At 62.9% G+C, this 21144-nt stretch carries 22 protein-coding genes and 2 pseudogenes; 7 read left to right on the top strand and 17 right to left on the bottom strand.

Going from position 1 to position 21144, the window contains the following annotated elements; translation table 11 throughout:
* Positions 1-21: 21 nt before the first annotated feature.
* The 11 genes and pseudogenes from J1M87_RS14265 to J1M87_RS29450 all read right to left on the bottom strand — a co-directional run.
* A complete protein-coding gene (locus J1M87_RS14265) occupies positions 22-414 on the bottom strand; it encodes a hypothetical protein (protein WP_037141414.1) in 393 nt (130 codons plus the stop codon).
* A gap of 126 nt (positions 415-540) precedes the next feature.
* Positions 541-984 carry an EAL domain-containing protein gene (locus tag J1M87_RS14270; RefSeq protein ID WP_206490057.1) on the bottom strand — a complete coding sequence of 148 codons (444 nt, stop codon included), beginning with the start codon at positions 982-984 and terminating at the stop codon, positions 541-543.
* A complete protein-coding gene (locus J1M87_RS14275; protein WP_206490058.1) occupies positions 962-2662 on the bottom strand; it encodes an FAD-dependent oxidoreductase in 1701 nt (566 codons plus the stop codon). The genes J1M87_RS14270 and J1M87_RS14275 overlap by 23 nt, the downstream gene beginning before the upstream one ends.
* Positions 2640-2906, bottom strand: a complete 267-nt coding sequence (locus J1M87_RS14280) for a ubiquitin carboxyl-terminal hydrolase 14 (RefSeq protein WP_082898839.1) — start codon at positions 2904-2906, stop codon at positions 2640-2642. Before J1M87_RS14280 ends, J1M87_RS14275 begins: the two co-directional genes overlap by 23 nt.
* The gene (gene trxA, locus J1M87_RS14285) at positions 2903-3355 is read right to left on the bottom strand and encodes a thioredoxin (protein WP_045196849.1); all 453 of its coding nucleotides are present in this window, start codon (positions 3353-3355) and stop codon (positions 2903-2905) included. The genes J1M87_RS14280 and trxA overlap by 4 nt, the downstream gene beginning before the upstream one ends.
* A gap of 14 nt (positions 3356-3369) precedes the next feature.
* Entirely contained in the window at positions 3370-6003 is a 2634-nt protein-coding gene (clpB, locus tag J1M87_RS14290) for an ATP-dependent chaperone ClpB (RefSeq protein ID WP_206490059.1), read from the bottom strand.
* On the bottom strand, positions 5985-6314 hold the full coding sequence (locus J1M87_RS14295) for a chaperone modulator CbpM (RefSeq protein ID WP_032376243.1): 330 nt from the start codon (positions 6312-6314) through the stop codon (positions 5985-5987). The genes clpB and J1M87_RS14295 overlap by 19 nt, the downstream gene beginning before the upstream one ends.
* Positions 6311-7240 (bottom strand): DnaJ C-terminal domain-containing protein, encoded by a 930-nt coding sequence (locus J1M87_RS14300; protein WP_068055997.1) that lies wholly within the window; start codon positions 7238-7240, stop codon positions 6311-6313. The genes J1M87_RS14295 and J1M87_RS14300 overlap by 4 nt, the downstream gene beginning before the upstream one ends.
* Before the next feature lie 6 nt (positions 7241-7246).
* Positions 7247-7771 (bottom strand): nucleotide exchange factor GrpE, encoded by a 525-nt coding sequence (locus J1M87_RS14305; protein WP_206490060.1) that lies wholly within the window; start codon positions 7769-7771, stop codon positions 7247-7249.
* Between the two features lie 8 nt (positions 7772-7779).
* The gene (dnaK, locus tag J1M87_RS14310) at positions 7780-9660 is read right to left on the bottom strand and encodes a molecular chaperone DnaK (protein ID WP_206490061.1); all 1881 of its coding nucleotides are present in this window, start codon (positions 9658-9660) and stop codon (positions 7780-7782) included.
* A 3-nt stretch (positions 9661-9663) separates the two neighbouring features.
* Positions 9664-9797 (bottom strand): annotated as a pseudogene (locus J1M87_RS29450) (glycine zipper family protein); the annotation flags it as partial.
* An 810-nt stretch (positions 9798-10607) separates the two neighbouring features.
* Here J1M87_RS29450 and J1M87_RS14320 point away from each other — a divergent pair.
* On the top strand, positions 10608-10904 hold the full coding sequence (locus J1M87_RS14320) for a putative quinol monooxygenase (protein ID WP_206490063.1): 297 nt from the start codon (positions 10608-10610) through the stop codon (positions 10902-10904).
* Positions 10905-11107: 203 nt separating this feature from the next.
* On the opposite strand, the pseudogene J1M87_RS14325 reads toward J1M87_RS14320, so the two are convergent.
* From J1M87_RS14325 to J1M87_RS14335, 3 genes and pseudogenes are all read right to left on the bottom strand, one after another.
* A pseudogene (locus J1M87_RS14325) lies at positions 11108-12188 on the bottom strand (hypothetical protein).
* 324 nt (positions 12189-12512) lie between these two features.
* Entirely contained in the window at positions 12513-12680 is a 168-nt protein-coding gene (locus J1M87_RS14330) for a hypothetical protein (protein ID WP_196248717.1), read from the bottom strand.
* The gene (locus J1M87_RS14335; RefSeq protein ID WP_155290380.1) at positions 12677-12847 is read right to left on the bottom strand and encodes a hypothetical protein; all 171 of its coding nucleotides are present in this window, start codon (positions 12845-12847) and stop codon (positions 12677-12679) included. Before J1M87_RS14335 ends, J1M87_RS14330 begins: the two co-directional genes overlap by 4 nt.
* 573 nt (positions 12848-13420) lie before the next feature.
* Here J1M87_RS14335 and J1M87_RS29045 point away from each other — a divergent pair.
* Together J1M87_RS29045 and J1M87_RS14340 are read left to right on the top strand one after the other, a co-directional pair.
* Positions 13421-13549 carry a hypothetical protein gene (locus J1M87_RS29045; RefSeq protein ID WP_268987729.1) on the top strand — a complete coding sequence of 43 codons (129 nt, stop codon included), beginning with the start codon at positions 13421-13423 and terminating at the stop codon, positions 13547-13549.
* A gap of 35 nt (positions 13550-13584) precedes the next feature.
* On the top strand, positions 13585-13866 hold the full coding sequence (locus tag J1M87_RS14340) for a hypothetical protein (RefSeq protein WP_206490064.1): 282 nt from the start codon (positions 13585-13587) through the stop codon (positions 13864-13866).
* A gap of 115 nt (positions 13867-13981) precedes the next feature.
* Here J1M87_RS14340 and J1M87_RS14345 read toward each other — a convergent pair whose 3' ends face one another.
* Entirely contained in the window at positions 13982-14986 is a 1005-nt protein-coding gene (locus tag J1M87_RS14345; RefSeq protein WP_206490065.1) for a YafY family protein, read from the bottom strand.
* A gap of 91 nt (positions 14987-15077) precedes the next feature.
* Between J1M87_RS14345 and J1M87_RS14350 the strand changes: the two genes are divergently transcribed.
* From J1M87_RS14350 to J1M87_RS14360, 4 genes are read left to right on the top strand one after another with little or no spacing between them, the layout of a single operon-like run.
* Positions 15078-16091, top strand: a complete 1014-nt coding sequence (locus J1M87_RS14350; RefSeq protein WP_206490066.1) for an ATP-binding cassette domain-containing protein — start codon at positions 15078-15080, stop codon at positions 16089-16091.
* The gene (locus J1M87_RS28670; protein ID WP_241256937.1) at positions 16088-16255 is read left to right on the top strand and encodes a hypothetical protein; all 168 of its coding nucleotides are present in this window, start codon (positions 16088-16090) and stop codon (positions 16253-16255) included. Before J1M87_RS14350 ends, J1M87_RS28670 begins: the two co-directional genes overlap by 4 nt.
* Before the next feature lie 47 nt (positions 16256-16302).
* Entirely contained in the window at positions 16303-16866 is a 564-nt protein-coding gene (locus tag J1M87_RS14355; protein WP_241256938.1) for an ABC transporter permease, read from the top strand.
* Positions 16867-16892: 26 nt separating this feature from the next.
* The gene (locus J1M87_RS14360; RefSeq protein ID WP_206490067.1) at positions 16893-17726 is read left to right on the top strand and encodes an NAD(P)H-binding protein; all 834 of its coding nucleotides are present in this window, start codon (positions 16893-16895) and stop codon (positions 17724-17726) included.
* A gap of 78 nt (positions 17727-17804) precedes the next feature.
* Here J1M87_RS14360 and J1M87_RS14365 read toward each other — a convergent pair whose 3' ends face one another.
* Entirely contained in the window at positions 17805-19067 is a 1263-nt protein-coding gene (locus J1M87_RS14365) for an MFS transporter (RefSeq protein WP_206490068.1), read from the bottom strand.
* Positions 19064-20719, bottom strand: coding sequence for an ABC-F family ATP-binding cassette domain-containing protein (locus tag J1M87_RS14370; protein ID WP_206490069.1), 1656 nt, complete (start codon positions 20717-20719; stop codon positions 19064-19066). The genes J1M87_RS14365 and J1M87_RS14370 overlap by 4 nt, the downstream gene beginning before the upstream one ends.
* Positions 20720-21144 lie beyond the last annotated feature (425 nt).

Consider the following 21144-nt stretch of genomic DNA (forward strand, 5'->3'; position numbering starts at 1 on the left):
GCGGCCCGCAGTCTCATCAACTCATTCGATGTCGGTGCAAATGCACCGAATACGGGCGGGTGAACTAACCTCAGCACCCCGCCGGGACGATGTCGCGTGTGATTTCGAGTTGCCCGAGGTGTTGGGCCAGTTCTGGACCAGGTGCCCGAGGATGTACTGCGGGATAGCCGTTGTGGCACGGGATCCGGCCGCGGCCCGGTCCCGGATGCCGTCCGTGACGGTGACCCAGGCCGGCAATCGGGCGGTGACTGCTGCCGTAGCAGGGGATTGGCCGTCCTCCTGCGGCCCGACCAACGGATCGGTGAAGACGTCGGGTAACTTCGCTGCGGCTTGCTGGTCGCCGACGCCCCGGTGACCACGGTGCAAGCGATCACCGCGCAGCGCCCGAGCCGAGCCGATGGTCGGTCGTGGCATCGGATACCTGTACCGATGAGGGCAAACGAGCACCCGTCGGGAAACGGGCAGCCCGACGCCCCAGGTTGGCAAACCTTCGACGCTGACCGCTCGCCACCGGCGTCGGTCCAATCCCCGTCACCAAGCTCAGGCATCCCCCGGGTGGCGGTCGACGGCTACGACGTCCAAATCCGTGTGCGTACGCCGATGACGGTCAAGGTAGCCGGCGACGTCTGATGCCTGGATTGGGCGGGACCACCAATAGCCTTGTCCGTGAACCGATCCCATTGCCACCAACGCCTGCGCTTGATCAGCGGTTTCGACGCCCTCGACCGTGAGGTCGAGGTCCAAGTCGGTGGCGAGGGTATGGAAAGCCGCAGAGACGGCGTCACCTTCCGGAGTGCCGAGTCGATCCGTCACCACTGTCGACATCGCGTCGCGATCTCCACCGACGTCGCTCTGCACCAGAGACATTCGAAGGGCACGAATTCGTACACCGGCATTGCCCGATGCAAGCGGGTCCGGAATCCCGAAGTCCACTGCTGGATCAGCCTGATCGCCGAGGTCGTCAACTTCGTTCGAAGTATTCATGAATCTGACGTACCGCTATCGCTCCTTCACCGACGGCGGATGCGACTCGTTTCACCGAGCCGCGACGGACGTCGCCCGCCGCGAACAGACCGGCCCGGCTGGTTTCGAGCGTCCTGAACTGCGCGGGGTCGATCGACCGGTTGTCGCCATCGAAGGCGTGGACCGCGTCCATACCCGTGAGTACGAAGCCGCGATCGTCGAGTGCGATTGCATCGGCCAGCCACCCGGTGTGCGGCACCGCTCCAATGAAGACGAATAGGGCGTGCACCCGGATTGTGTCCTGCTCGCCTGTGTGGTTGTCCGCGACTACGAGTTCGTCGAGATACTTCTGGCCGTGGACTGCCTGAATCTCTGTGTGTAGATGCACGGTGACCCGAGGATGGCGATCGATCCGGTCGACGAGGTATCGGGACATGCTTTTTCCGAGGTCGTCGCCGCGGATGAGTAGATGGACGTCGGGAACATGGTCAGCGAGAAATATAGTGGCCTGCCCCGCGGAGTTTCCGCCCCCGACGATGGCCACCGGATCGGCCCCGCACATCCGCGCTTCCTGATGGGTGGCGGCGTAGTACACGCTCGTCCCTTCCAGCGCCTCGATTCCGGGAACGGCCAACTTGCGGTAGCGCGCACCGGTGGCGAGCACGATGGACCGGCCGCGAACCGTGCCGCCGTCAGAGAGCCGGAGCACGTGGTACCCGGCTTCGGACGTCAATCCGGTCACCTCTGCCGAGACCAGGATGCGAGCACCGAACTTGTCGGCCTGGATCACAGCCCGCTCGGCCAATTCGGATCCGGAGATTCCGGCCGGGAATCCCAGATAGTTCTCGATTCGGGAGGAGGTGCTGGCCTGTCCCCCTGCGGCGCTCGTCTCCAGTGTCACCGTGTTCAACCCGTCCGACGCTCCGTATACGGATGCGGCCAGTCCGGCCGGTCCTGCACCCACGACGACGAGATCGAACACGTCCTGGGCAGCGTTCGGCACGGAAAGTCCGACGATGCGGGCGAGCTCTGTGTTCGTCGGATTGCGCAGTACCTTCTCGCCGTGCCAGATGACGACGGGAACGTCCTCGGGGGCGATGTCCAGGCTGCGCAACAGCTGCTCCGCCCGCTCGTCCCGCTCCAGATCGATCCATTTGTGAGGCAATCGATTTCGCATTGCGAATTCTCGAAGCCGCAACGTGTCCGGTGAATAGCAGGACCCGATGATCCGGAACCCCGAGCCGAGCCCGATCAGCAGGTGTCGACGCAGCAGGTAAGCCCGCAGGATCAGATCGCTCAGCACTGGATCGTGGGCAACCAGTTCGCGCACCCGTTCGGCGGGAGTGACGAGCAGCTCGCCGTCTTCGATCGCTTCGGCGGTGTAGAACGCCACCTGACCTTCGAGCAGTCCGAGCTCACCCAAGAAGCGGCCGGGTCCGTGCACGCGAAGTATTCGACGTTCACCGTCCCGGTCACCCTCGTCGAGAACGGCGACCTTGCCGGACAGAACGACGAAGAAGTCATTGCTGGGCGCACCCTCGCGTATCAGCACTTCTCCGGTACGAACCGATCGACGTGTGCCACCGACCTCGAGCACTGCGACCTGATCGTCCGTCAGCCGCGGGAACGCGCCGTGCTCGTCCGTGGTCTCGTCGACGACCGCTGGTCCGGCGTCCTCAGACGAAATTGCGGTCGACATAACACCACCTCCAATCTTCTCCGGGTTCCATCGACCGAACGATCGGATGACCGACGACATGTGCGTGCGCGCTCGCGTGTCTGCCCGGCGAGGAGTCGCAACACCCGACGTGCCCGCATGTCAGGCACAGCCTCAGGTGCACCCACGGGGTGCCGAGACGGAGGCATTCTTCGCAGCCCTGCGGAGTTCTGGGCACCACGGACCGGATTGCATCGACGTGCGGGTCCACTGGCACGAACGTCATGATGTCGCCTCCTTGCCTGCATTCTCCGAAAGCGCTCGATCGAGCCATGCGCGTAGCTGGGGTACCGGGGCTGCACCGGCCTGCCGAGCGAGGACCTCACCTCGATCCATCACCAGCAGGGTCGGCACGGCCCTGACGGTGAATCGTTCGGACGTCAGGGGTGCGGCATCCACGTCGACCTTGACCAGCTTGATCCGGCCCGCGCGTTCTCCGGCGAGCTGTTCGAGCGCCGGGCTGACCATGCGGCACGGTCCGCACCAGGTCGCCCAGAGATCGACGAGTACGGGCACCGAGGGGTGTTCGGCGATCTCCGCGAAGTCCTCGTCCCGTGCTGCGGCGATCCACGGCAGCGGCTCGTGGCAGTTCCCGCACCGGGGTGTCCCGTCCGCTGCGGCAGGCACCCTGTTGACCTTGCCGCAGTGCGCGCACTTCACCTTGTCCGATTCCATGGCGACATCTCCTCTCAGGCCGCCGCGACGGCGGGTTCCGCATACGCGACGACGAGTTCTCCGTCGACCACCGTGACGGTGATGGTGCCGCCTGGTTCGATGTCCCCTCGCAGTAGCGCGCGACCGATCTTGGTCTCGACCTCGTGGGCGATGTACCGACGCAATGGCCGTGCACCGTAGACCGGGTCGAATCCGCGTTCGGCGACGAGCCTGCGCGCGTCCGGGGTGATGTCCAGATCGATCCTGCGCTCCGACAACCGGTTTCGAAGATCGGTGAGCTGCAACCCGACGATGTGCTCGATCTGGGGCAGGGTGAGTGGGGTGAACAGCACGATGTCGTCGACCCGGTTGAGGAACTCGGGACGGAAATGCCCACGCAGTTCCGCGAGAACCCGCTCGCGGGCGTTCGGCTCGATCTCGCCGTCGGGTGTGACTCCTTCGAGGAGATGCTGGGAACCGATGTTGGAGGTCATGATGATCACCGTGTTCCTGAAATCGACCTGCCTGCCTTGTGAATCGGTGATCCGACCGTCGTCGAGCACCTGTAGCAGGGTATTGAACACATCTGCGTGCGCCTTCTCGATCTCGTCGAAAAGCACAACCGAGTACGGCTTTCGGCGCACCGCCTCGGTGAGCTGTCCGCCCTCGTCGTACCCCACGTATCCGGGAGGTGCCCCGATGAGCCGGCTCACCGTGTGCCGCTCCTGGTACTCGCTCATGTCCAGGCGCACCATGTTGTCTTCGCTGTCGAAGAGAGCGCCGGCCAATGTTTTTGCGAGCTCGGTCTTTCCCACGCCCGTCGGGCCCAGAAAGATGAACGACCCGATCGGCCGGCGTGGATCACGGATGCCGGACCTCGCCCGGATCACCGCGTCCGCGACCAGCTGCACCGCCTCGTCCTGACCCACGACCCTCTCGTGCAGAATCTCGTCGAGCTGCAACAACTTCTGTCGCTCGCCTTCCTGCAGCCGAGCGACCGGGATCGAAGTCCACGCAGCCACGATTTCGGCGATCTCGTCCTCGGTGACCACTTCGCGCAACAACGGGCTCCGGCCTTGTCTGGTGACCAGCTGCTCCTCTGCCGACTCGAGCCTGCGTTCGAGCTCGACGATCTCGCCGTAGCGCAACTCGGCGGCCCGATTGAGGTCGTAGGCGCGCTCCGCCTCCTCGGCCTCGTGGCGCAAGCGCTCGAGCTCACTCCGTAGCTCTTGCACCCGGCGGATCGCCTGTCGCTCCGCCTCCCACTGAGCGTGCCGGGCATCGGCCTCGGCCCGCAGATCGGCCAGCTCCTTGCGCAGCTCGTCGAGACGTGCCTTGCTCGCTCCGTCGGTCTCCTTGGACAGCGCGGCATCTTCGATCTCGAGCCGGGTCACCTTCCGGGTGAGTTCGTCGAGTTCGGCCGGCATCGAATCGATTTCGGTGCGCAACCGAGCGCACGCCTCGTCGACCAGATCGATGGCCTTGTCCGGGAGAAAGCGGTCGGTGATGTAGCGGTGCGAGAGGGTGACGGCAGCGACGAGAGCGCCGTCCTGAATCTTCACGCCGTGAAACACCTCGAGGCGTTCGCGGAGTCCGCGCAGGATCGAGATGGCATCCTCGGCGCTCGGCTCGTCGACGAGGACGGTCTGGAACCGTCGCTCCAGTGCCGCATCGGATTCGATGTGCTTGCGATACTCGTCGAGCGTGGTGGCACCGATCATGTGCAGCTCGCCTCGGGCGAGCATCGGCTTGAGCATGTTGCCGGCGTCGAGAGACCCCTCACCGCCCACTGATCCCGCACCGACCACGGTATGCAACTCGTCGACGAACAACAGAATCCGCCCGTCGGCTGCCTTCACCTCGGCCAGCACCGCCTGCAGACGCTCCTCGAATTCCCCGCGGTACTTCGCGCCGGCCACCAGGGAACCCATGTCGAGTGAGAAGATCGTTCTGTCGCGCAGGCCTTCCGGAACGTCGCCGCGGACGATCCGCTGGGCAAGGCCCTCGACGATCGCGGTCTTCCCGACGCCGGGGTCGCCGATCAGAACCGGATTGTTCTTGGTCTTGCGGCTCAGGATCTGCGTGACCCTGCGGATTTCGGCGTCTCGTCCGATCACCGGATCGAGTTTGCCCGCCCGCCCCTCGGACACCAGATCGCGTCCGTACTTCTCCAGCGCGTCGTACGCACCTTCCGGGCTGGCCGAGGTGACGCGTTGATTGCCGCGCACCTTCGTCAGCGCTGTGAGGAAGGAGTCCCTGGTGATTCCGTGACGGGCGAGTACTCGCCCTGCCGCAGTGGCCGAACCCTCTTCGGCGAGGCCCATCAGGAGATGCTCCACCGACACGTAGGAATCCTTGAGCCGCTTCGCCTCTCGATCGGCGGCGTCGAGGAGCACGGACAAGCGTCGGGTGATCGTCACCTGACCGGTCCCGGCACCGGGGCCGCTGACCTTGGGCCTTCGCGAGAGTTCACGTTCCAGATCGGATTGCAGGGCATCGACCTCGGCACCGGCCTGCTCGAGCAATCGGGGCACCAAGCCATCCTGCTGACCGACCAAGGCGAGCAGTAGGTGCTCTCCGTCGACCTCGGTGTGACCCATTCTGGTCGCAAGGCTCTGGGCCTCCTGCAGTGCTTCGCGCGACTTCTCGGTCAGGTTGCTGATGTCCATGTGGTTGTCCTCCTTCTGCGGGAAGATGCTTCGAGTGTCTCGATTCGTTCCAGCAGGTCGAGCACGAGCCCGATTGCCGAGTAGTTCAGGCCGAGACCGGTCCGCAGTCGTCGAATGCGGGCTGCATGGGCCACTTCGGTTGGTGCGAAGAACATTTCGCCACCTACGACGCGATCGGCGTCGAGCAGACCGAGGACCACGAGCTTCCGTGCAAGTTCCGGATGCAGACCCGTACGTTCGGCGAAGGCGTCGGTCGACAATTCGGTGCGTCGAACCAGTACGTACCGGACCACCGGGTTCGGGTCGCTCATGTCTTTGTCCTCGGATCGAAGTTCGATTCTGCGGCCAACTGCTCGAACAGTGCGCGTTCGCGTGCTGTCGGTTTCGACGGCACCATCACCTTGATCTCGGCGTACAGGTTGCCGTTGGTGCCACGTGGATTCGGCATTCCTTCGCCGCGCAGTCGCAGCTTCCTTCCAGTCGACGAGCCCGGAGCCACTTTCACTTTCGCCTCGCCACCCGGGGTGGGAACGGCGACGGTCGCCCCGAGGACCGCCTCCCATGGCGATACCGGGAGGTCGACGTGAATGTCTCGGCCCTGTACTCGGAACCGGGAATGTGGCTCGATCCGCACCACGAGGTACAGATCCCCCGGCGGCGCGCCGCCGTTGCTCCGTCCGCCTTGTCCGGCCAACCGAATTCGCTGGCCGTCCACGACCCCGGCCGGAATGTCGACGTCGTACTGCCGTCCGTCCAGTCCGAGCGTGCGTGTGCCGCCCCGGTACGCCTCCTCGACCGTCAAGGCCAGTTCCGCTTCCTGATCGGCACCGGGAATCGGCCCGTACCCGCCACCGCCGCCGAACATCTGCCCGAAGAGGTCGTCGAGATCGACACCACCGTCGCCACCGGGACCGAAGTGCACGCGTCTGCTCCCGCGGTCGTATCCTCCGCCACTGTTCCCGCCACCGCGGTATCCACCCGAGTGGGTGCGGGTCCGTTCGTCGTAATCCTCGGGGACACGCCGAAAGTCGGCACCGAACCGGTCGTAGCGTTTCCGAGTGTCCGGGTCGGACAACACCTGGTAGGCCTCGTTCATCTCCTTGAACGTGTCTTCCGCTGCGGGGTCCTTGTTCACGTCGGGGTGATACTTGCGAGCCAGCTTGCGGTAGGCCTGCTGGATCTCGTCGGTGCTCGCACCCCGCGGGACTCCGAGCGATTCGTAGTGGTCACGCGCCATCGGTGCTCACCCCTCGGGGCGGCTGACGACCACCGACGCCGGCCGCAGTTGCCGTCCGTCCTCTCCGTAACCCGGTCGCACGACTTCGATCACGGTCCCGGACGGAAGGTCGGGCCGGACCACCACGCTGACCACTTCGTGCAATTGCGGGGAGAACGGAACTCCGACCTCGTCGTGACGCTCGAAACCGAACCGTGACAGCACCTGCACCGCCTGATCGCGGATCGCCTTGACGCCGTCGACAACGGTCTGCGAATCGCTGTCCGCATGTGCCAACGCAAGTTCCAGATTGTCCAGTACCGGCAGCCACGCCGCGGACACCTTCGTCACCTCCGCGGCCCGTTCTCGCTCCAGGTCCTTGGCATACCGCTTGCGCAGGTTGTCCAGATCGGCAAGGGCTCTGCGCCAGCGGTCGTCGAGTCGAGCCTCCTCGGCACTCGTGGCGGCGTGATCCGGTACCGTCTCGGTTCGATCGCCTTCCGTGACGTCGGCCGCTGGTTCGGGTGTCGAATGATCTGCAGCCCTTTCCATCTCGTGCCTCAGCTTCGATCGAATTCGGCGTCGATCACGTCGTCGTCATCGGTCGAGGCCGCGTCCGCGCCACCGACCTGACGTCCGTCACCGCCGTCCTGTACCGGCACGAGCCCGTAGAGGAGCTGTTGGAGCTCGGAGGCGAGTGGTTGTACATCTGCAGGCGAAGCGCCGTCCTTCACTGCCTTTCTGGCATCGGCGATCAGCATCTCGGCCCGTGCCCTGTCGTGCGGTGGCGCGCTGTCACCGAGTTCGGCGAGTCGCCGTTCCACCTGATACGCAACGGAATCGAGTTCGTTGCGCGCGTCGACAGCTTTGCGCAGCGCCTCGTCATCGCCCCGATTCCGTTCGGCCTCGGCCAGCATGCGTTCGACCTCGCTCGGGTCCAGATTGCTCTGCTCACTGATCGTGATGCTCTGTTCCTTGCCGGTGTCCTTGTCCCTGGCCGTGACATTGAGGATGCCGTTGGCGTCGATATCGAACGTGACCTCGACCTGGGCGTCGCCGCGCGGTGCGGGCCGGATGTCTTCCAGACGGAAACGTCCGAGCGAACGGTTGTCGGCGGCCCGCTCGCGTTCGCCCTGCAGCACAACGACATCCACGGCGGACTGCTCGTCCTCCGCGGTGGAAAACACTTCGCTGCGGCGGGCCGGGATGGTCGTGTTGCGCTCGATGATCTTGGTCATCACCCCGCCCTGTGTCTCGACGCCGAGAGACAGCGGGGTGACGTCGAGCAGCAGCACGTCGGAGACCTCGCCCTTGAGCACGCCGGCTTGAACCGCCGCGCCGAGAGCCACGACTTCGTCCGGATTGACGCCCATGTGGGGGTCCTTGCCGCCGGTGAGCCGGCGAACCAGGGCTTGCACCGCCGGGATGCGCGTCGAACCACCGACCAGAATCACTTCGTCTATGTCGTTGGCGGTGACCTTGGCATCACTCATTGCCTGTTTCACCGGGTCGAGGCAGCGCTCCACGAGATCCGCCGTCAGATCCTCGAACTTCGATCGCATTACGGTCGTGGTGAGATGTTTGGGACCGTCAGCGTCCGCGGTGACGAATGGCAAGTTGACCTGGGCCTGTGTCACCGAGGACAACTCGACCTTGGCCTTCTCTGCGGCCTCGAAAAGGCGCTGCAACGCTTGTGCGTCCTTGCGTAGATCGATGTTCTCCGCGTGCTGGAATCCATCGGCGAGATAATCGACCAGGCGTCGGTCGAAATCGTCTCCCCCGAGGTGCGAATCGCCGGCCGTGGACCGAACCTCGACGACGCCGTCGCCGACGTCGAGCAGGCTCACATCGAAGGTGCCGCCGCCGAGGTCGAAGACCAGTACGGTTTCGTTGACCTGCTTATCCATACCGTATGCCAGTGCTGCAGCGGTCGGTTCGTTGATGATCCGTAAGACTTCCAGGCCAGCGATTCGCCCGGCATCCTTGGTGGCGTTGCGCTGCGCGTCGTTGAAGTAGGCGGGAACGGTGATGACCGCTTCTTTGACCTTTTCACCGAGGAATTTACTCGCGTCGTCCACGAGCTTGCGCAGTACGAGGGCGCTGATCTCCTCCGGTGCATGCTTCCTGCCTCGAACATCGATCCGGGCTTCACCGTTCTCACCCGGTACGACGTCGAAGCTGACTGCTTTGGCCTCTGCGGAGATCTCGTCGTAGTGACGTCCGATAAAGCGTTTAGCAGAGTAGATCGTGCCCTTCGGATTCAGTATCGCTTGCCTTCGAGCAAGCTGTCCTACCAGGCGCTCCCCGCTCTCGGTGAACGCGACTACCGACGGTGTCGTCCGAGCTCCCTCGACATTGGAAATCACCACCGGTTCACCGCCTTGCCAGCTCGCAATAACCGAGTTGGTTGTGCCCAGGTCTATACCCACAGCGGTCGCCATGACTCATTCCTTTCGCCAAGTCTCACCGGTGAGCGAGCGGGCCTTTCACCCGCTACCTCGACATCGGCGAGGACTTCGTAGTGACGTAGTTGTAAAGACGGGATCGCGACGACGTCGCGCAGGCAGCCGCGCAGTGCAACGTGAGCAGATCGAGCAACCGCCATCGTGCCCGCAATTCGCCAAGCGGACGATCTGTAGCACCAGTTCGACATCGCGACCGATGGTGGACGATCTGTTGATCGTGCACTGTCGGCCAAACAAAATCGGCGGCGTCCGACAGGTCCTGTTCAATGACGATGACCCAAAACAATGTGGTGGACAGGCCAATTCGGCCATCGTATCCGTCGATCAGCCCGAAGTTGCCGAACCTGTACCAGTTCGGCTTCGGGTCGACCAGACACTTGCTGCCGGCGAGCCGTAACCGCGAATAACGCACAGCGACCGCGTTTATCGGTCCAAAATATGGATCAAGCTGAAACTCAGCAGGGCCTCGAAATGCGGGGCGAACAACATCGCTACCACATCCGAGTTGACTTTGTTCACCGCTCGTGTGGGTGCACGCATCGTTGAGTGTCACGTAGCCCTTTGTGCGCAATCACTTTCGACCCGACTCGACTCGTCTGATTCTGCGTGTCCGGTTCATCCGGTCCGGCAGACACGGGCGAGTGTGATCGACTGAACGATTGGTGTCGCTGGAGCAGACGCAACAGCGCACGCAACCGAAAAACCTAAATCGTTGGCACAACAACCTGTTCCGAATCGCGGACGACAACAGCGGGCGCATTCAGGTGTGTCCATTTCCTACACCGTCGACTCTCCTCCTTCGGCTGCGGGATTACAAGGGGCAAGGCGGGATTGCTCGGCTCCGGGACTCGTGGGCCTCTTTCCTTTACCGGCGATCGGTGTGATGCTTGATCACGTCCACCACTTCGAACGGGAGATCCGACATGGTTACCAAAGCGCTGCTGGTCCGACTCGAAGCCAAGCCCGGCATGGCAGACGCAGTAAAAGATTTCCTCAGGTCGGCTCTTCCTCTCGTCGAACAGGAGCCCGGCACGAGGCCCTGGCTGGCGGTACAGTTCGGCCCTTCGACTTTCGGAATCATCGATGCGTTCCCCGACCAAGCCGCCCGTGAGACGCATCTCAACGGGCCAGTCGGCACGGCGCTCGGCGAACGCGCCGACGAACTGTTCGCGGTGCCACCCGAAATCAGCTACCTCGACGTGCTCGCTGACAAACTCTGAACCACCGACCGACCCCCGCGCCGCGGCGGACAGGGAGAATTGACCACCGGGATTCTCGAGTCAGCGAACGCCCATGGAGGGCCGATGATCCCGCCATGTCGATCGAATCCAAAGATCGAGTGCCAGGCCAACGCCACGCTGCAAACGGACGCGGTTGCCGTTCGAGGCCGTCGTTGTTCGACTGTTGCCTCGTTCGACCCCCTCTATGTTTCCTCGGTACGCTGCCGTTGTCGGACTCCGTACGCGGCATCGGTGACGGCGGCATCGTCCTCGAGTCCCGAGCCGAGCGCGCCACCGATGGTGGCAATGGAGGCCAGCAGCCATGCAAGCGTGAGGTAGTCGGACAAGCTCACTGGGTGTCCGAGGGTGCTGGAGAGAAGTTGTGGGGGTAGCGCGATACACGCGGTGAGCAGGAGGAGACCGAACAAGGCCACGTGCAGTACGGCGACGCCGATGATCAAGGTGACGACCGTTGTGGTGTTGTACAGCACGGACCGTTCGCGCTCGGCCGGCGACGCCGGCCGCTCCCACAATCGGTGATCGAGGATCAGCCAGAGCACCATTGCCGAGATCGACAGAAGCGTCGCCGCACTCATACGCCACGGGCCCATCATGTCGGCGAACAACCAGATCGTGCTGGTAGCCAACGCGAATGCACCGGTCGCGAACGCGCCGACGAGCACCTTCGAGAGCCCGGTGACCAGCCGCCATGGCCGGTTCGCTCGCACCATTCCCGACAGCAGTCGCACCCGCCGCAGCCCTGGGGGAGCGAAGTAGCGCACGCCGCCGTCGATCTGCTGTGAAGGGAACCGTCTTCTGTTACCGGGCGGGCGCCAGCTGTGGTTCACCGAGGGCGCACGCGAGTGCGAGTTCGGCGACGGCACGGACGCGGTCGTCGATGCGAACGCCGCCTACAGCGGCGACGGAGATTAGCGCGAAGAGGTGTTCGGTGCTGACGTCCGCCACCACCGGTAGGGTGTCCTCGCGTCGTGGAAGATCGGTGAGGTAGACGACGACGTCCTCACTCTCCGAGGACGGTTCGACTGTGTCGATCACGTCTGCGAAGGCGGTTTGTTCGTCGGAGAGATAGGGCTCGCTGCGCACAGTCACCGTCCATCGGCGCTCGTTGCGGTCACGGCGTCGTAGGCGTTCTGGAAGGTGCTCTGCGAGCTTTCGAGCGAGTGCTATGGGTTTACCCGGGTCGGCGATCAGTAGTACCGAGACTTCTTCGACTGCAGCAGGAGTTCCCGCTCGTGGTCGTGGACTGTGATCGTTTCCCGACATCGTGTGAGCGTACGCGGCACCGTCCGCTGCGGTTGCAGAACCGCGATACGCGACACACCCCGCAGATCCGATTTGCCAGTAGCCATCTGACACAAAATGATACGAATTCTGCAAGATCGAAGCTGCGAATGGCGACTGCAAAGTCGGAGGTACCTTGAGTTGCGTCTGGTCGACGTATGCATAGTGCGTCAGACGAGCGAATTAACTTGTCCGGCCGTGGTCCACTTTGGCTTCGAATGGTTGGACTATCGCGGTCGGAGTGAAAACGCTCGAGCGGGAGTGCGTCCTGACAACCCGACCCGGCCGAGCCGCACATCGTAGCGCTCAGAGCCCTCGCCGACGTAGTTCGTTCCAGATCGCGATGCGGCGAGCTTCGATTGCTGCGGTATCGCCGGTGGGGCGACCGGCCCGAAGTGCCTGCCGCCGGCGATGCGAGAGATCGATCAAAGCGGCGTCGAGTTCGACGATGCTCATCTCGCGCACACCGGTCACGCCAACCGCCGAGGGCGGCGCGGAACGGCATCGACGGCAGCGCGCGTGGTGGTTGCGGAACCTCCGGCCGCCGGTGTCGTGACGACGCCGAACATCATCCGTTCCCACCACCCTTCGAGTGGGCTCGGATCCGCCCAAACGACGTCGTACGGCTCTACGTCGTCCATAGTGTCCACCTTCCGGACCGAGCCAACGTCCGAGTAATCGCTGCACCGCCGAAACACGAATAGAACTGCAAACCAAATAGTTTCGATCGATCTGCGCGATGTACGGGTCACCCCAACGGGCGGTAGCGTCGTCTCCCGCGTACGCGCTGTGTCCCCAGGCGCGTACGTCGGGCCTGCACTCGACAGTACTCGGCGAAGGCCCGAATCGGGGTAAGACTTGAAGTTTGTTTCTTGTTGCACTGCAATCGATGTCGCTAATAGTGCGCTCCTTCTCTTTGTCACCTCCTCTGAAATAATGCACGGAGTCGACGGCGGGTGGGGGAGTCGTCTGACATCCCTCGGGTGACTAGGACTCGACGCCCGCCCGCTTTAGTAAGTGCGTATACGACTCGATTTCCTTCGTCGGCCCGGTTAGGTAGCTGCTGCTATCGGCCAAGTAGCGCAAAGCTGTCTCCAGGTGGCTGCGCGCGCCGCCTGAACCGAAAACGGTATCTGGTTGCCATCGCACGCAGCGGAACCGACTTTCCGCGGACCGCTGCCCTTGCCAAGGCGCTCGGATCGAACCCTCAGCCGATGGCGCCGCACCGTGACTCATGCATCCGTAAGGGCCTCATCTGGTCGCCTGCACTCGGCCTCGTCGCCTTCACCGTCCCCGGAATGGCCGACTTCATCCGCCGACAACACAACGCCCCGGTCATCTGACGAGCCGGGCTGCCACACCGCCGCAGATTGCTGGCATGATCGCTGCCGACCGGTCTCATTTTTTGGGCGGTACGGTGATCTGTAGGTGTTGCACTTGTTTCGAACCCATCACTTTGAAGTTGAGGTGGAGTCGACTGGCCATCGCCGAAGAGCTGCCGATCGACAAGGACGCGCTCAAGCGCCGTACTCGAACGCTCAAAGAATGCGGCATCACTCGTAGCCTGCCGTCGGGCTATCAGCTTTCCGCTCGCGGCCACGCATGCCTCGCTGCCACCGACGCGCCTTCACCCAAACAGCGTGAACGGGTATCGGCCTGAGATAGCTTCCCTCTAAATCGGCTCGCCTTCATCGGAAGATGAATCTCCGCTGCTGCAATTGTGACCGTAGCTATGACTCGACTGGACCTTCTGCGCTGAACGGAATTGGCACAGCTTAGCTATTATCGTTGTGCTTCAATGGAATTTGATTTGCTTTGTTCGTGCTTGTGCCGTCGAGGAGGCGTTGAGCCCAGGTGTTCATGTATTCGATGGCTTGAGGTGGGCTGTGGACAACTACGGGGGATCCGATCGAGCCGATGCAGAACGTAGCCCACTCCAGTGATTCGGCGGCGATGAACAGCGTGCACGATGTGGGATCGATTGCTTCGACGGTGCCATAGTGCCCAACCTCATCGCGCACCCGGTCGGCGGATGCATGGACTGTGGCGTGCACGCGGTATTTCGCGGGCATCGACCCGAGCTGAGTATTGATGTACTTCACCGGGTCGTCCGTCGGGAGCTTGCGATGAGCAAACTTACCTCCGGTCCTGCGGGGGTTCGTGATTCGGTCGATGCGAAAGGTGCGCCAGTCTCCTTTATCGGCATCCCAAGCGATCAGATAGAGGCGGTCCTCGACGTTGACCACTCTGTGCGGGTGGGTGGTTCGCTCGGCCACTTCACCAGACCACGCTTGGTAAGTGAATTCCACGGTTTCGGTATCACGGCAGGCGAGGGTGAGGGTCGTCAGCGCTGCGACATCGGTTATTGCGGCGGCGTGGTTTGCTTCGACTCGCGGTGATGTCGCAACAGCACGGAGGCTGTCGATGCGGCGTCGGATGCGCGGCGGGAGGACCTGAACGATCTTGGCCATGGCGCTGAGTGCAGCGTCGTTCGATGTTGGATAGATGCCTGTCGCAATGGTTTTCAATCCAAGAACGGTGGCGGCGGCTTCCTCCTCGCTCAAAACGAGAGGGGGGAGTGCTGTGCCTGAGCTGAGGTGGTAGCCGCCCCCTGTTCCTCTCGTTGTGACGATTGGATAGCCGAGCTCCTGCAAGCTGTCGACATCACGCCGGAGCGTGCGCTGACTGATCTCCAAGCGCTTCGCCAGCTCATGACCAGGCCAATGGCGTCGGTTCTGCAGAAGCCCTAGGAGTTCGAGAATCCGAGTGCTGGTTGCCATAGCCGAATCGTACGCAGACTTGCGGTCATATAACGGCCACAAGTGCTGTGAGGATGGTGGAACCACTCACTGAGGAGGGCTTGATATCGAAATGATCGAAACCGTTGATCTCACCCGAAGTTTCCAATCGCCAGGAGGTGACGTCGTTCATGCAGTACGGGGAATCGACCTCCGGGTCTCGGCAGGCGAGACAGTGGCGGTTCTCGGACCGAACGGGGCCGGTAAGAGCACGCTGATGCGGATGCTGTCGACCTTGCTTCCACCGACCAGTGGACGAGCGAAAGTGGTTGGACACGATGTGAGTACACACGCGCCGACGGTCCGACAAAGCATCGGCTACGTGGGCCAAGGTAGCGGAGCCGGTCAAACCCAACGCGCTGTGGACGAAGTCGTCACTCAGGGCCGCATCTACGGTCTCGATCGGGCAGCGGCCCGACACCGAGCCAGTGAGTTGCTTTCATTGCTGGGCCTCGAGCATCTCGCTCTCCGCAAGAGCTCAACGATGAGTGGTGGGCAGCGGCGTCGGCTGGACCTGGCCATGGGATTGGTCCATACCCCGTCACTACTGATCCTCGACGAGCCCACCACCGGCCTGGACCCACAGAATCGCGCCAACCTGTGGGACCACATCACCGCCATGCGCAATGAAACAGGCATGACTGTGCTGGTAACGACCCACTATCTCGACGAAGCCGACCTCGTCGCCGATCGAATCGTCATCGTCGACCACGGGCAAATCGTCGCCGACGGCACGCCGACCGATTTGAAAGAACGCAACGTAGGTGACCGATTGACGCTTGAGACCGCAGACCGAGCGTCCGCAACGCGCGTACGAACGCTCCTTAACAACAACCCGGGCACGCGAGGAGTCACGAGTGCAGGGCAGGTGGTCACCGCGCAGGTGAAAGACGGGCGCGCAGCACTACCGGCCGCGATCGCGGCAGCGCAGCGGGAAGGGATAGTCATCGCCGCGGCGGATACCCGGGCACCAAGCCTCGACGATGTGTTTCTCCAACTGACAGGGCGCAGTTTGCGCGACGCCGGCACGTTGCCGAGGAGTGAAAGCGACAGGCCGTCGAACGTTGTCGAGGACAGTATCCGATGACCGTCAACGCCGTACGCTCTCGCCGCAACGTATTCAGTGACGTACTTATTGTGATGACGCGCGAGCTACGTCCCGTCATCACCGACCCGTTCTCCCTCGTAGTCGGGCTGATCCAACCGTTGGTCTTCCTCCTGTTGTTCGGCCCCTCGTATCGCAAGACCTAGGTGACTCGGGCTCACCATGGGCGTGGTTCGTTCCGGGAATTTTGGTTATGACGTCGCTGTTCGGCACCGCGGGCACGGGCTCGAACCTGCAATTCGACCTCCAGACCGGCACCCACGAGAGACTCCTGGTCACCCCACTGACCAGATCATCTCTCTTCATCGGACGATCACTCAAAGAGTTTGTGCCACTGGTCATTCAGGCTGTCGTGGTCATCATCGCAATGATTCCGTTCGGGTTCCGTCCAGATCCCGTCGGGGCCGTACTCGGCCTAGCGTTGCTCGGAGTCCTCGGGATCGGGGTCGGTTCACTCAGCTATGCATTAGCCATCGCAGTTCGCGAGCAGGATTGGATGTTCTGGACCATCCACCAGACCGTCATCTTCCCACTGATGATTCTCTCCGGCATCCTCCTTCCGCTCGAGAACGGGCCCGCCTGGATGCGCCTGATCTCCCAGTTCAACCCACTCACCCACGTCGTCAACGCCGAACGAGAACTCTTCGCGGGCCACCTGACAGGCGCGAACGTTGCGTACGGGTTCCTCGCGGCGGTAGTCACCGCAATCGTTGGCTTCATCTTCGGTCTTCGAGCCCTTCGCAACAGCACCAAGTGACCGAATCTACGAAAGGACCGACTGCTATGCGAATTCTTGTCACCGGAGCGACCGGCAAGATCGGACGCCACCTCATCGACGAACTTCAAAGAACCGGTCACCAAGTCCGCGCTCTGACGCGCACTCCAGATCAGGCCGACCTACCGGACGGTGTGGAGGTAGTGCCCGGTGACCTCATCAATGCAACCACCCTCGAAGATGCTTTCGACGGTATCGATACACTCCATCTGATCACCTTCGGTGGTGATCAGATGGAGGATCTCACAAACGGAAAAGAGATCGTCACGCTTGCAGAGAGCCACGGCATTACCCGCGCTACCGTGCTGGCCGGATGGGCACCGACGAGCATCGAGGAAGCCCTCTCGGTGAGCGCCATCGCATGGAGCCGGCTCGAACCCGTCGAAGTCATGGTCAATGCCCTCGAATGGTCCGACGAAATCCGAAACGCGGGGACAGTGTCCATGCTGGCCAACTATCCGAGTGCCATGGTCCACGAGGCCGACATCGCGGCCGTCGCGGCCTTGGCGTTGACATCGGCGGGACACGAGGGACGTGCTTACTCGCTCACCGGCCCGGAGGCACTCACAGCGGAGCAACGGACCCGAGTGATCGGCGACGCGACGGGACGCGAGCTCACCTTCGTCCAGCTCTCCGAAGCGGAGGAGCGTTCACGGTTGGCGAGCTACGGATACGACGACGAGTACGTAGAGTTCGGGATCGAACTTGCTCTCGATCCGCCGCCGGCAGCTGGACACGTGCTGTCGACGGTCGAGGATCTCACTGGCCGTCCGGCGAGGACCTTCACACAATGGGCCGAGGAGAATGCCGACCAATTCAAGACAGCCACGTGGCCAACGTAGCTTTCCTAGTCGTTGTCTTGGGGTACGACTCAGGTCCTGACGGCAAAATTGCCGTCAGGACCTGAACCAGTTCGTGTTCTACGCGTCGAGTGCGCGTTGCAGTTCAGTCGTACGCATCCGGCCGATCATCAGTGCTGTCACTGCTAGTAGGGGTGGGATGAGCCCCGCGGCAACGAATATCGCCGGTATCGGAACGATGAGCGAGAGAGGTCCGGCGATTGCGATCGAGACGGGCATGAACGCGATCGAGACAAAAAAGTCCAGGCTCGCAACTCGTCCGATCATCTCGGCAGGAACGAGGCGTTGAAGCAACGTGCCCCAGATGACGACTCCGGCACCGGTCGCCGCGCCAACGACGAACAACGACGCGAGCATCAAGACCAGGCTGTTCGCGACACCGAGCAGAGCCAGCGGGAGTGCCCCACCGCCCCAACACGCGATCATGAACGTCATGTAGCGGCGCGGAAGCCGAAGCGCCGACACCACCAACGATCCGATTGCGCCCCCAATTCCAAACGCGGCCAACAGGAATCCGAATGTAGCTTCGGCGTCCTCGAATCGGTCGCGGGTGAGGAAAGGGAGTAGTACTTCGATCGGCCCCTGGATGATCAAGGCAAGTGATGACCCGAACAGCAGTGTCCATAACAGCCACCGTGTGCCCGCTACGTAGCGCACACCGGCCTTCAGATCGCACCACACGTTGGTCGGCTCCTCGGTCGGTGTCGCCTCGATCTCTTCTCGCCGGCTGAGGAACAGGGTGATGACGAACGAGATCGTGTACGACGCCGCGACGATGACCGCACCGACTGCGGGAAAGAATGCGCCCACGGCAATCCCGCCCAGTGCGGGGCCGAGCCCTTGACCCATCGATGGAAGCAGCGCGCCTTCGAGACCGTTCGCGGCGAGAAGCTGCTGCGGGGGGAGCACCTGAGGCAAGTAGGCGCTGTATGCAGGGTAGAAAAACGCGCTGCCGGCACCCATCGCGAACGATGCGGCTGCGACGTGCCACAGCGCGATGGCGCCGGTCAGTGACAAGACCGCCACCACCGTCATGACGGTGGCGGTGCATCCCTGGACGATGATGATGATGCGGCGTTTGGAGAAGCGGTCGGCGACCACGCCTCCGAACACGGAGAACGCGAACAGGCCCAGGCTTAGCCCCGTCGCCACCGCGGACAGCGCCAGGGGGCTGTCCTTGAGTGCGAGGACTTGAAACACCATGACGATGGTCCACATGCCGGTGCCGAACACTTCGATTGCGACGGCAGCGAAGAGAAGTCGGTAGTCCCGTGTACGCAGCGGCGCGAGTGCTCGCAGTCCATCAGTCTTACGGTCGCTCATGCCGATGCCTCCCTCACGGGTGCTGTGGCCAGGTGCAGTGCGGGCCAGTCGTGGACGTCGGCGAGAAGCTGGCGATCGTGGGTGGAGACAACTACCGCAGCCGGGGTGGCGGAGAGCGCGTCGGTGAGTTCGTCGACCAGGGCCACCGAGAGGTGATTGGTCGGTTCGTCGAGGAGCAAGACATGCGGTTTGGTCGCCAGCACTATCGCCAGATCGAGACGACGTTGCTGACCCATCGACAGCTCACCGATGCGCTTGCTCGATTCACGCGCACGAAGTAGACCGAGCTGCGAGAGCCCGACGGCTTCCGACGAATCGAGGATCCCCGCCGCGATCAGCGTATCGAGGTGCGCGGAGTACGCCTCGCTGGCACGTCGGTGCACCGGCAGATCGGTTTCCTGGCGCAGGAAACCGAGACGGAGACCCTTTGACCTGCGAACATCGCCCGTTGTGGGGTGCAGCTCGCCCGCGAGCAGGCTCAGTAACGTCGATTTGCCGGCCCCGTTTGGGCCGGTCACAACGAGCCGGTCGCCGCGAGAGAGGACGCAGGACACCTCCGAAGTCATGCGGTCGGCGACAGTGATCCGATCCGCACTGAGCAACACCGAACCGGTCTTCGGTAGGAGTTCTGGGAATGTGAACTGTTGGGGTGGTTCCGGCACCGTCACCGCGTGTGCGTCGAGCTGCTCCTGTCGGCGGTGAACGCTCTGTACGAGTCCACCTGCGCGGGTCGCGCGACCGTGCTTGTTCGTTCCTTTCTCCGGTCGCCACCCGGACTGCAGACGGTTCTGCGCGGCGCTGAGACTGTCCTTCAGTCGGGCATGCTCGGCTTGTTGCTGGTCGTATTCCTGCTCCCATACCGCCCGCTCGGCGAGGCGGCCTTCGCGATATCCGGTATAACCGTTGCCGTACAACCGGATTCGACCATCGGGCGAGGGGTCGAGATCGACAATGGTGTCCGCCACATCGGTGAGCAATGCACGGTCGTGGGTGACCACCACGACGCCTCCACTGCGCGTCCGAAGCTGCGCACTCAGAAAATCGAGACCGCTCCGGTCGAGATGATTTGTCGGCTCGTCGAGGAGCAGAAAGTCGTCGTCCGCGCCCAGGAGGCACGCCAGACGCACCCGGTACCGCTGCCCCACGGACAGAGTATCCAGCGACCGCTCTAGGTCGGTTTCGGCGTCGAGTGCGTCCAACGCGATCTGCACTCGCCTCTCGGCATTCCACGCATCGAGTGCTTCAGCCCGTTCCAGTGCTGTGGCATACCGCTGAGCCCCCTCGGAAGTCCCGTCTGAGAGGGTCCACATGGCCGCATCGAGTTCCGCCAATGCGCTGAGTGGTTCGGCTATCGCGTCCGCGACGGCTTGACCTACCGTTCGTCCGTCACGGGCAGGCATTTCCTGTTCTGCCACGCCCACCGTGCCGATCCGATGCACCGTGCCGGCGTCTGGAGTGATGGTTTCGTCGAGCACATGCAGGAGGGTCGATTTTCCACGTCCGTTCTCACCGACGATGGCGATCCGTGAGGTAGGACCGACAGTGAGGTCGACGTGGTTCAGGACTGGGTTGGCCCCGCGCATCACAGACACGTCCGAGGCGGTGAGTTGAGCGCGTTGACGCGCTGGTTCAGGGTTCGTAGAGGTGAGCATTCGAGTCCTTCGGGAGGACGCACCGAGCCGAAAAAACGGCAGACAGGCACGCCAAAAGACGGCGACCGCGTTGGTCGAGAACGAGCGGCCACCGCTGACTCGGATCACTCCACGAGCGCGGAAGGCCTTACTCAGCCGTCTCAGGAAAAGTACAAATGCACCTCTCTAAGGTAAAGGAATCCAAGTTTGTTCGCAAAGTATTTTGGCCAGGGTTGGACTGCACGCCGGCCGGTCGGACATAGTCGGGCGGGCCCACAAACCAAGCGAACCTGAACGCAGAACAGGCATCAGGTGCTATCCCGCACTTGTTGCCGCAATACTTTGCTGATTACGACGCAGAATCGCTGCGCGACGCGGGCTCCTGGTCTCCCATCATGGCAAGGACTCGGGCGTCAGGTTCGCAAGGGTCGGTAGGACGACGACTT

The sequence above is a fragment of the Rhodococcus sp. KRD162 genome, assembly GCF_017168335.1.
Taxonomy (GTDB): Bacteria; Actinomycetota; Actinomycetes; order Mycobacteriales; family Mycobacteriaceae; genus Rhodococcoides.

What these genes read in the sequence shown, in the direction of transcription:
- J1M87_RS14265 (WP_037141414.1), bottom strand. Translation starts at nt 414, where the DNA reads ATGCCACGACCGACCATCGGCTCGGCTCGGGCGCTGCGCGGTGATCGC.
- J1M87_RS14270 (WP_206490057.1), bottom strand. Translation starts at nt 984, where the DNA reads ATGAATACTTCGAACGAAGTTGACGACCTCGGCGATCAGGCTGATCCA.
- J1M87_RS14275 (WP_206490058.1), bottom strand. Translation starts at nt 2,662, where the DNA reads ATGTCGACCGCAATTTCGTCTGAGGACGCCGGACCAGCGGTCGTCGAC.
- J1M87_RS14280 (WP_082898839.1), bottom strand. Translation starts at nt 2,906, where the DNA reads ATGACGTTCGTGCCAGTGGACCCGCACGTCGATGCAATCCGGTCCGTG.
- trxA (WP_045196849.1), bottom strand. Translation starts at nt 3,355, where the DNA reads ATGGAATCGGACAAGGTGAAGTGCGCGCACTGCGGCAAGGTCAACAGG.
- clpB (WP_206490059.1), bottom strand. Translation starts at nt 6,003, where the DNA reads ATGGACATCAGCAACCTGACCGAGAAGTCGCGCGAAGCACTGCAGGAG.
- J1M87_RS14295 (WP_032376243.1), bottom strand. Translation starts at nt 6,314, where the DNA reads ATGAGCGACCCGAACCCGGTGGTCCGGTACGTACTGGTTCGACGCACC.
- J1M87_RS14300 (WP_068055997.1), bottom strand. Translation starts at nt 7,240, where the DNA reads ATGGCGCGTGACCACTACGAATCGCTCGGAGTCCCGCGGGGTGCGAGC.
- J1M87_RS14305 (WP_206490060.1), bottom strand. Translation starts at nt 7,771, where the DNA reads ATGGAAAGGGCTGCAGATCATTCGACACCCGAACCAGCGGCCGACGTC.
- dnaK (WP_206490061.1), bottom strand. Translation starts at nt 9,660, where the DNA reads ATGGCGACCGCTGTGGGTATAGACCTGGGCACAACCAACTCGGTTATT.
- J1M87_RS14320 (WP_206490063.1), top strand. Translation starts at nt 10,608, where the DNA reads ATGGTTACCAAAGCGCTGCTGGTCCGACTCGAAGCCAAGCCCGGCATG.
- J1M87_RS14335 (WP_155290380.1), bottom strand. Translation starts at nt 12,847, where the DNA reads ATGGACGACGTAGAGCCGTACGACGTCGTTTGGGCGGATCCGAGCCCA.
- J1M87_RS29045 (WP_268987729.1), top strand. Translation starts at nt 13,421, where the DNA reads ATGGCGCCGCACCGTGACTCATGCATCCGTAAGGGCCTCATCTGGTCG.
- J1M87_RS14340 (WP_206490064.1), top strand. Translation starts at nt 13,585, where the DNA reads ATGATCGCTGCCGACCGGTCTCATTTTTTGGGCGGTACGGTGATCTGT.
- J1M87_RS14345 (WP_206490065.1), bottom strand. Translation starts at nt 14,986, where the DNA reads ATGGCAACCAGCACTCGGATTCTCGAACTCCTAGGGCTTCTGCAGAAC.
- J1M87_RS14350 (WP_206490066.1), top strand. Translation starts at nt 15,078, where the DNA reads ATGATCGAAACCGTTGATCTCACCCGAAGTTTCCAATCGCCAGGAGGT.
- J1M87_RS28670 (WP_241256937.1), top strand. Translation starts at nt 16,088, where the DNA reads ATGACCGTCAACGCCGTACGCTCTCGCCGCAACGTATTCAGTGACGTA.
- J1M87_RS14355 (WP_241256938.1), top strand. Translation starts at nt 16,303, where the DNA reads ATGACGTCGCTGTTCGGCACCGCGGGCACGGGCTCGAACCTGCAATTC.
- J1M87_RS14360 (WP_206490067.1), top strand. Translation starts at nt 16,893, where the DNA reads ATGCGAATTCTTGTCACCGGAGCGACCGGCAAGATCGGACGCCACCTC.
- J1M87_RS14365 (WP_206490068.1), bottom strand. Translation starts at nt 19,067, where the DNA reads ATGAGCGACCGTAAGACTGATGGACTGCGAGCACTCGCGCCGCTGCGT.
- J1M87_RS14370 (WP_206490069.1), bottom strand. Translation starts at nt 20,719, where the DNA reads ATGCTCACCTCTACGAACCCTGAACCAGCGCGTCAACGCGCTCAACTC.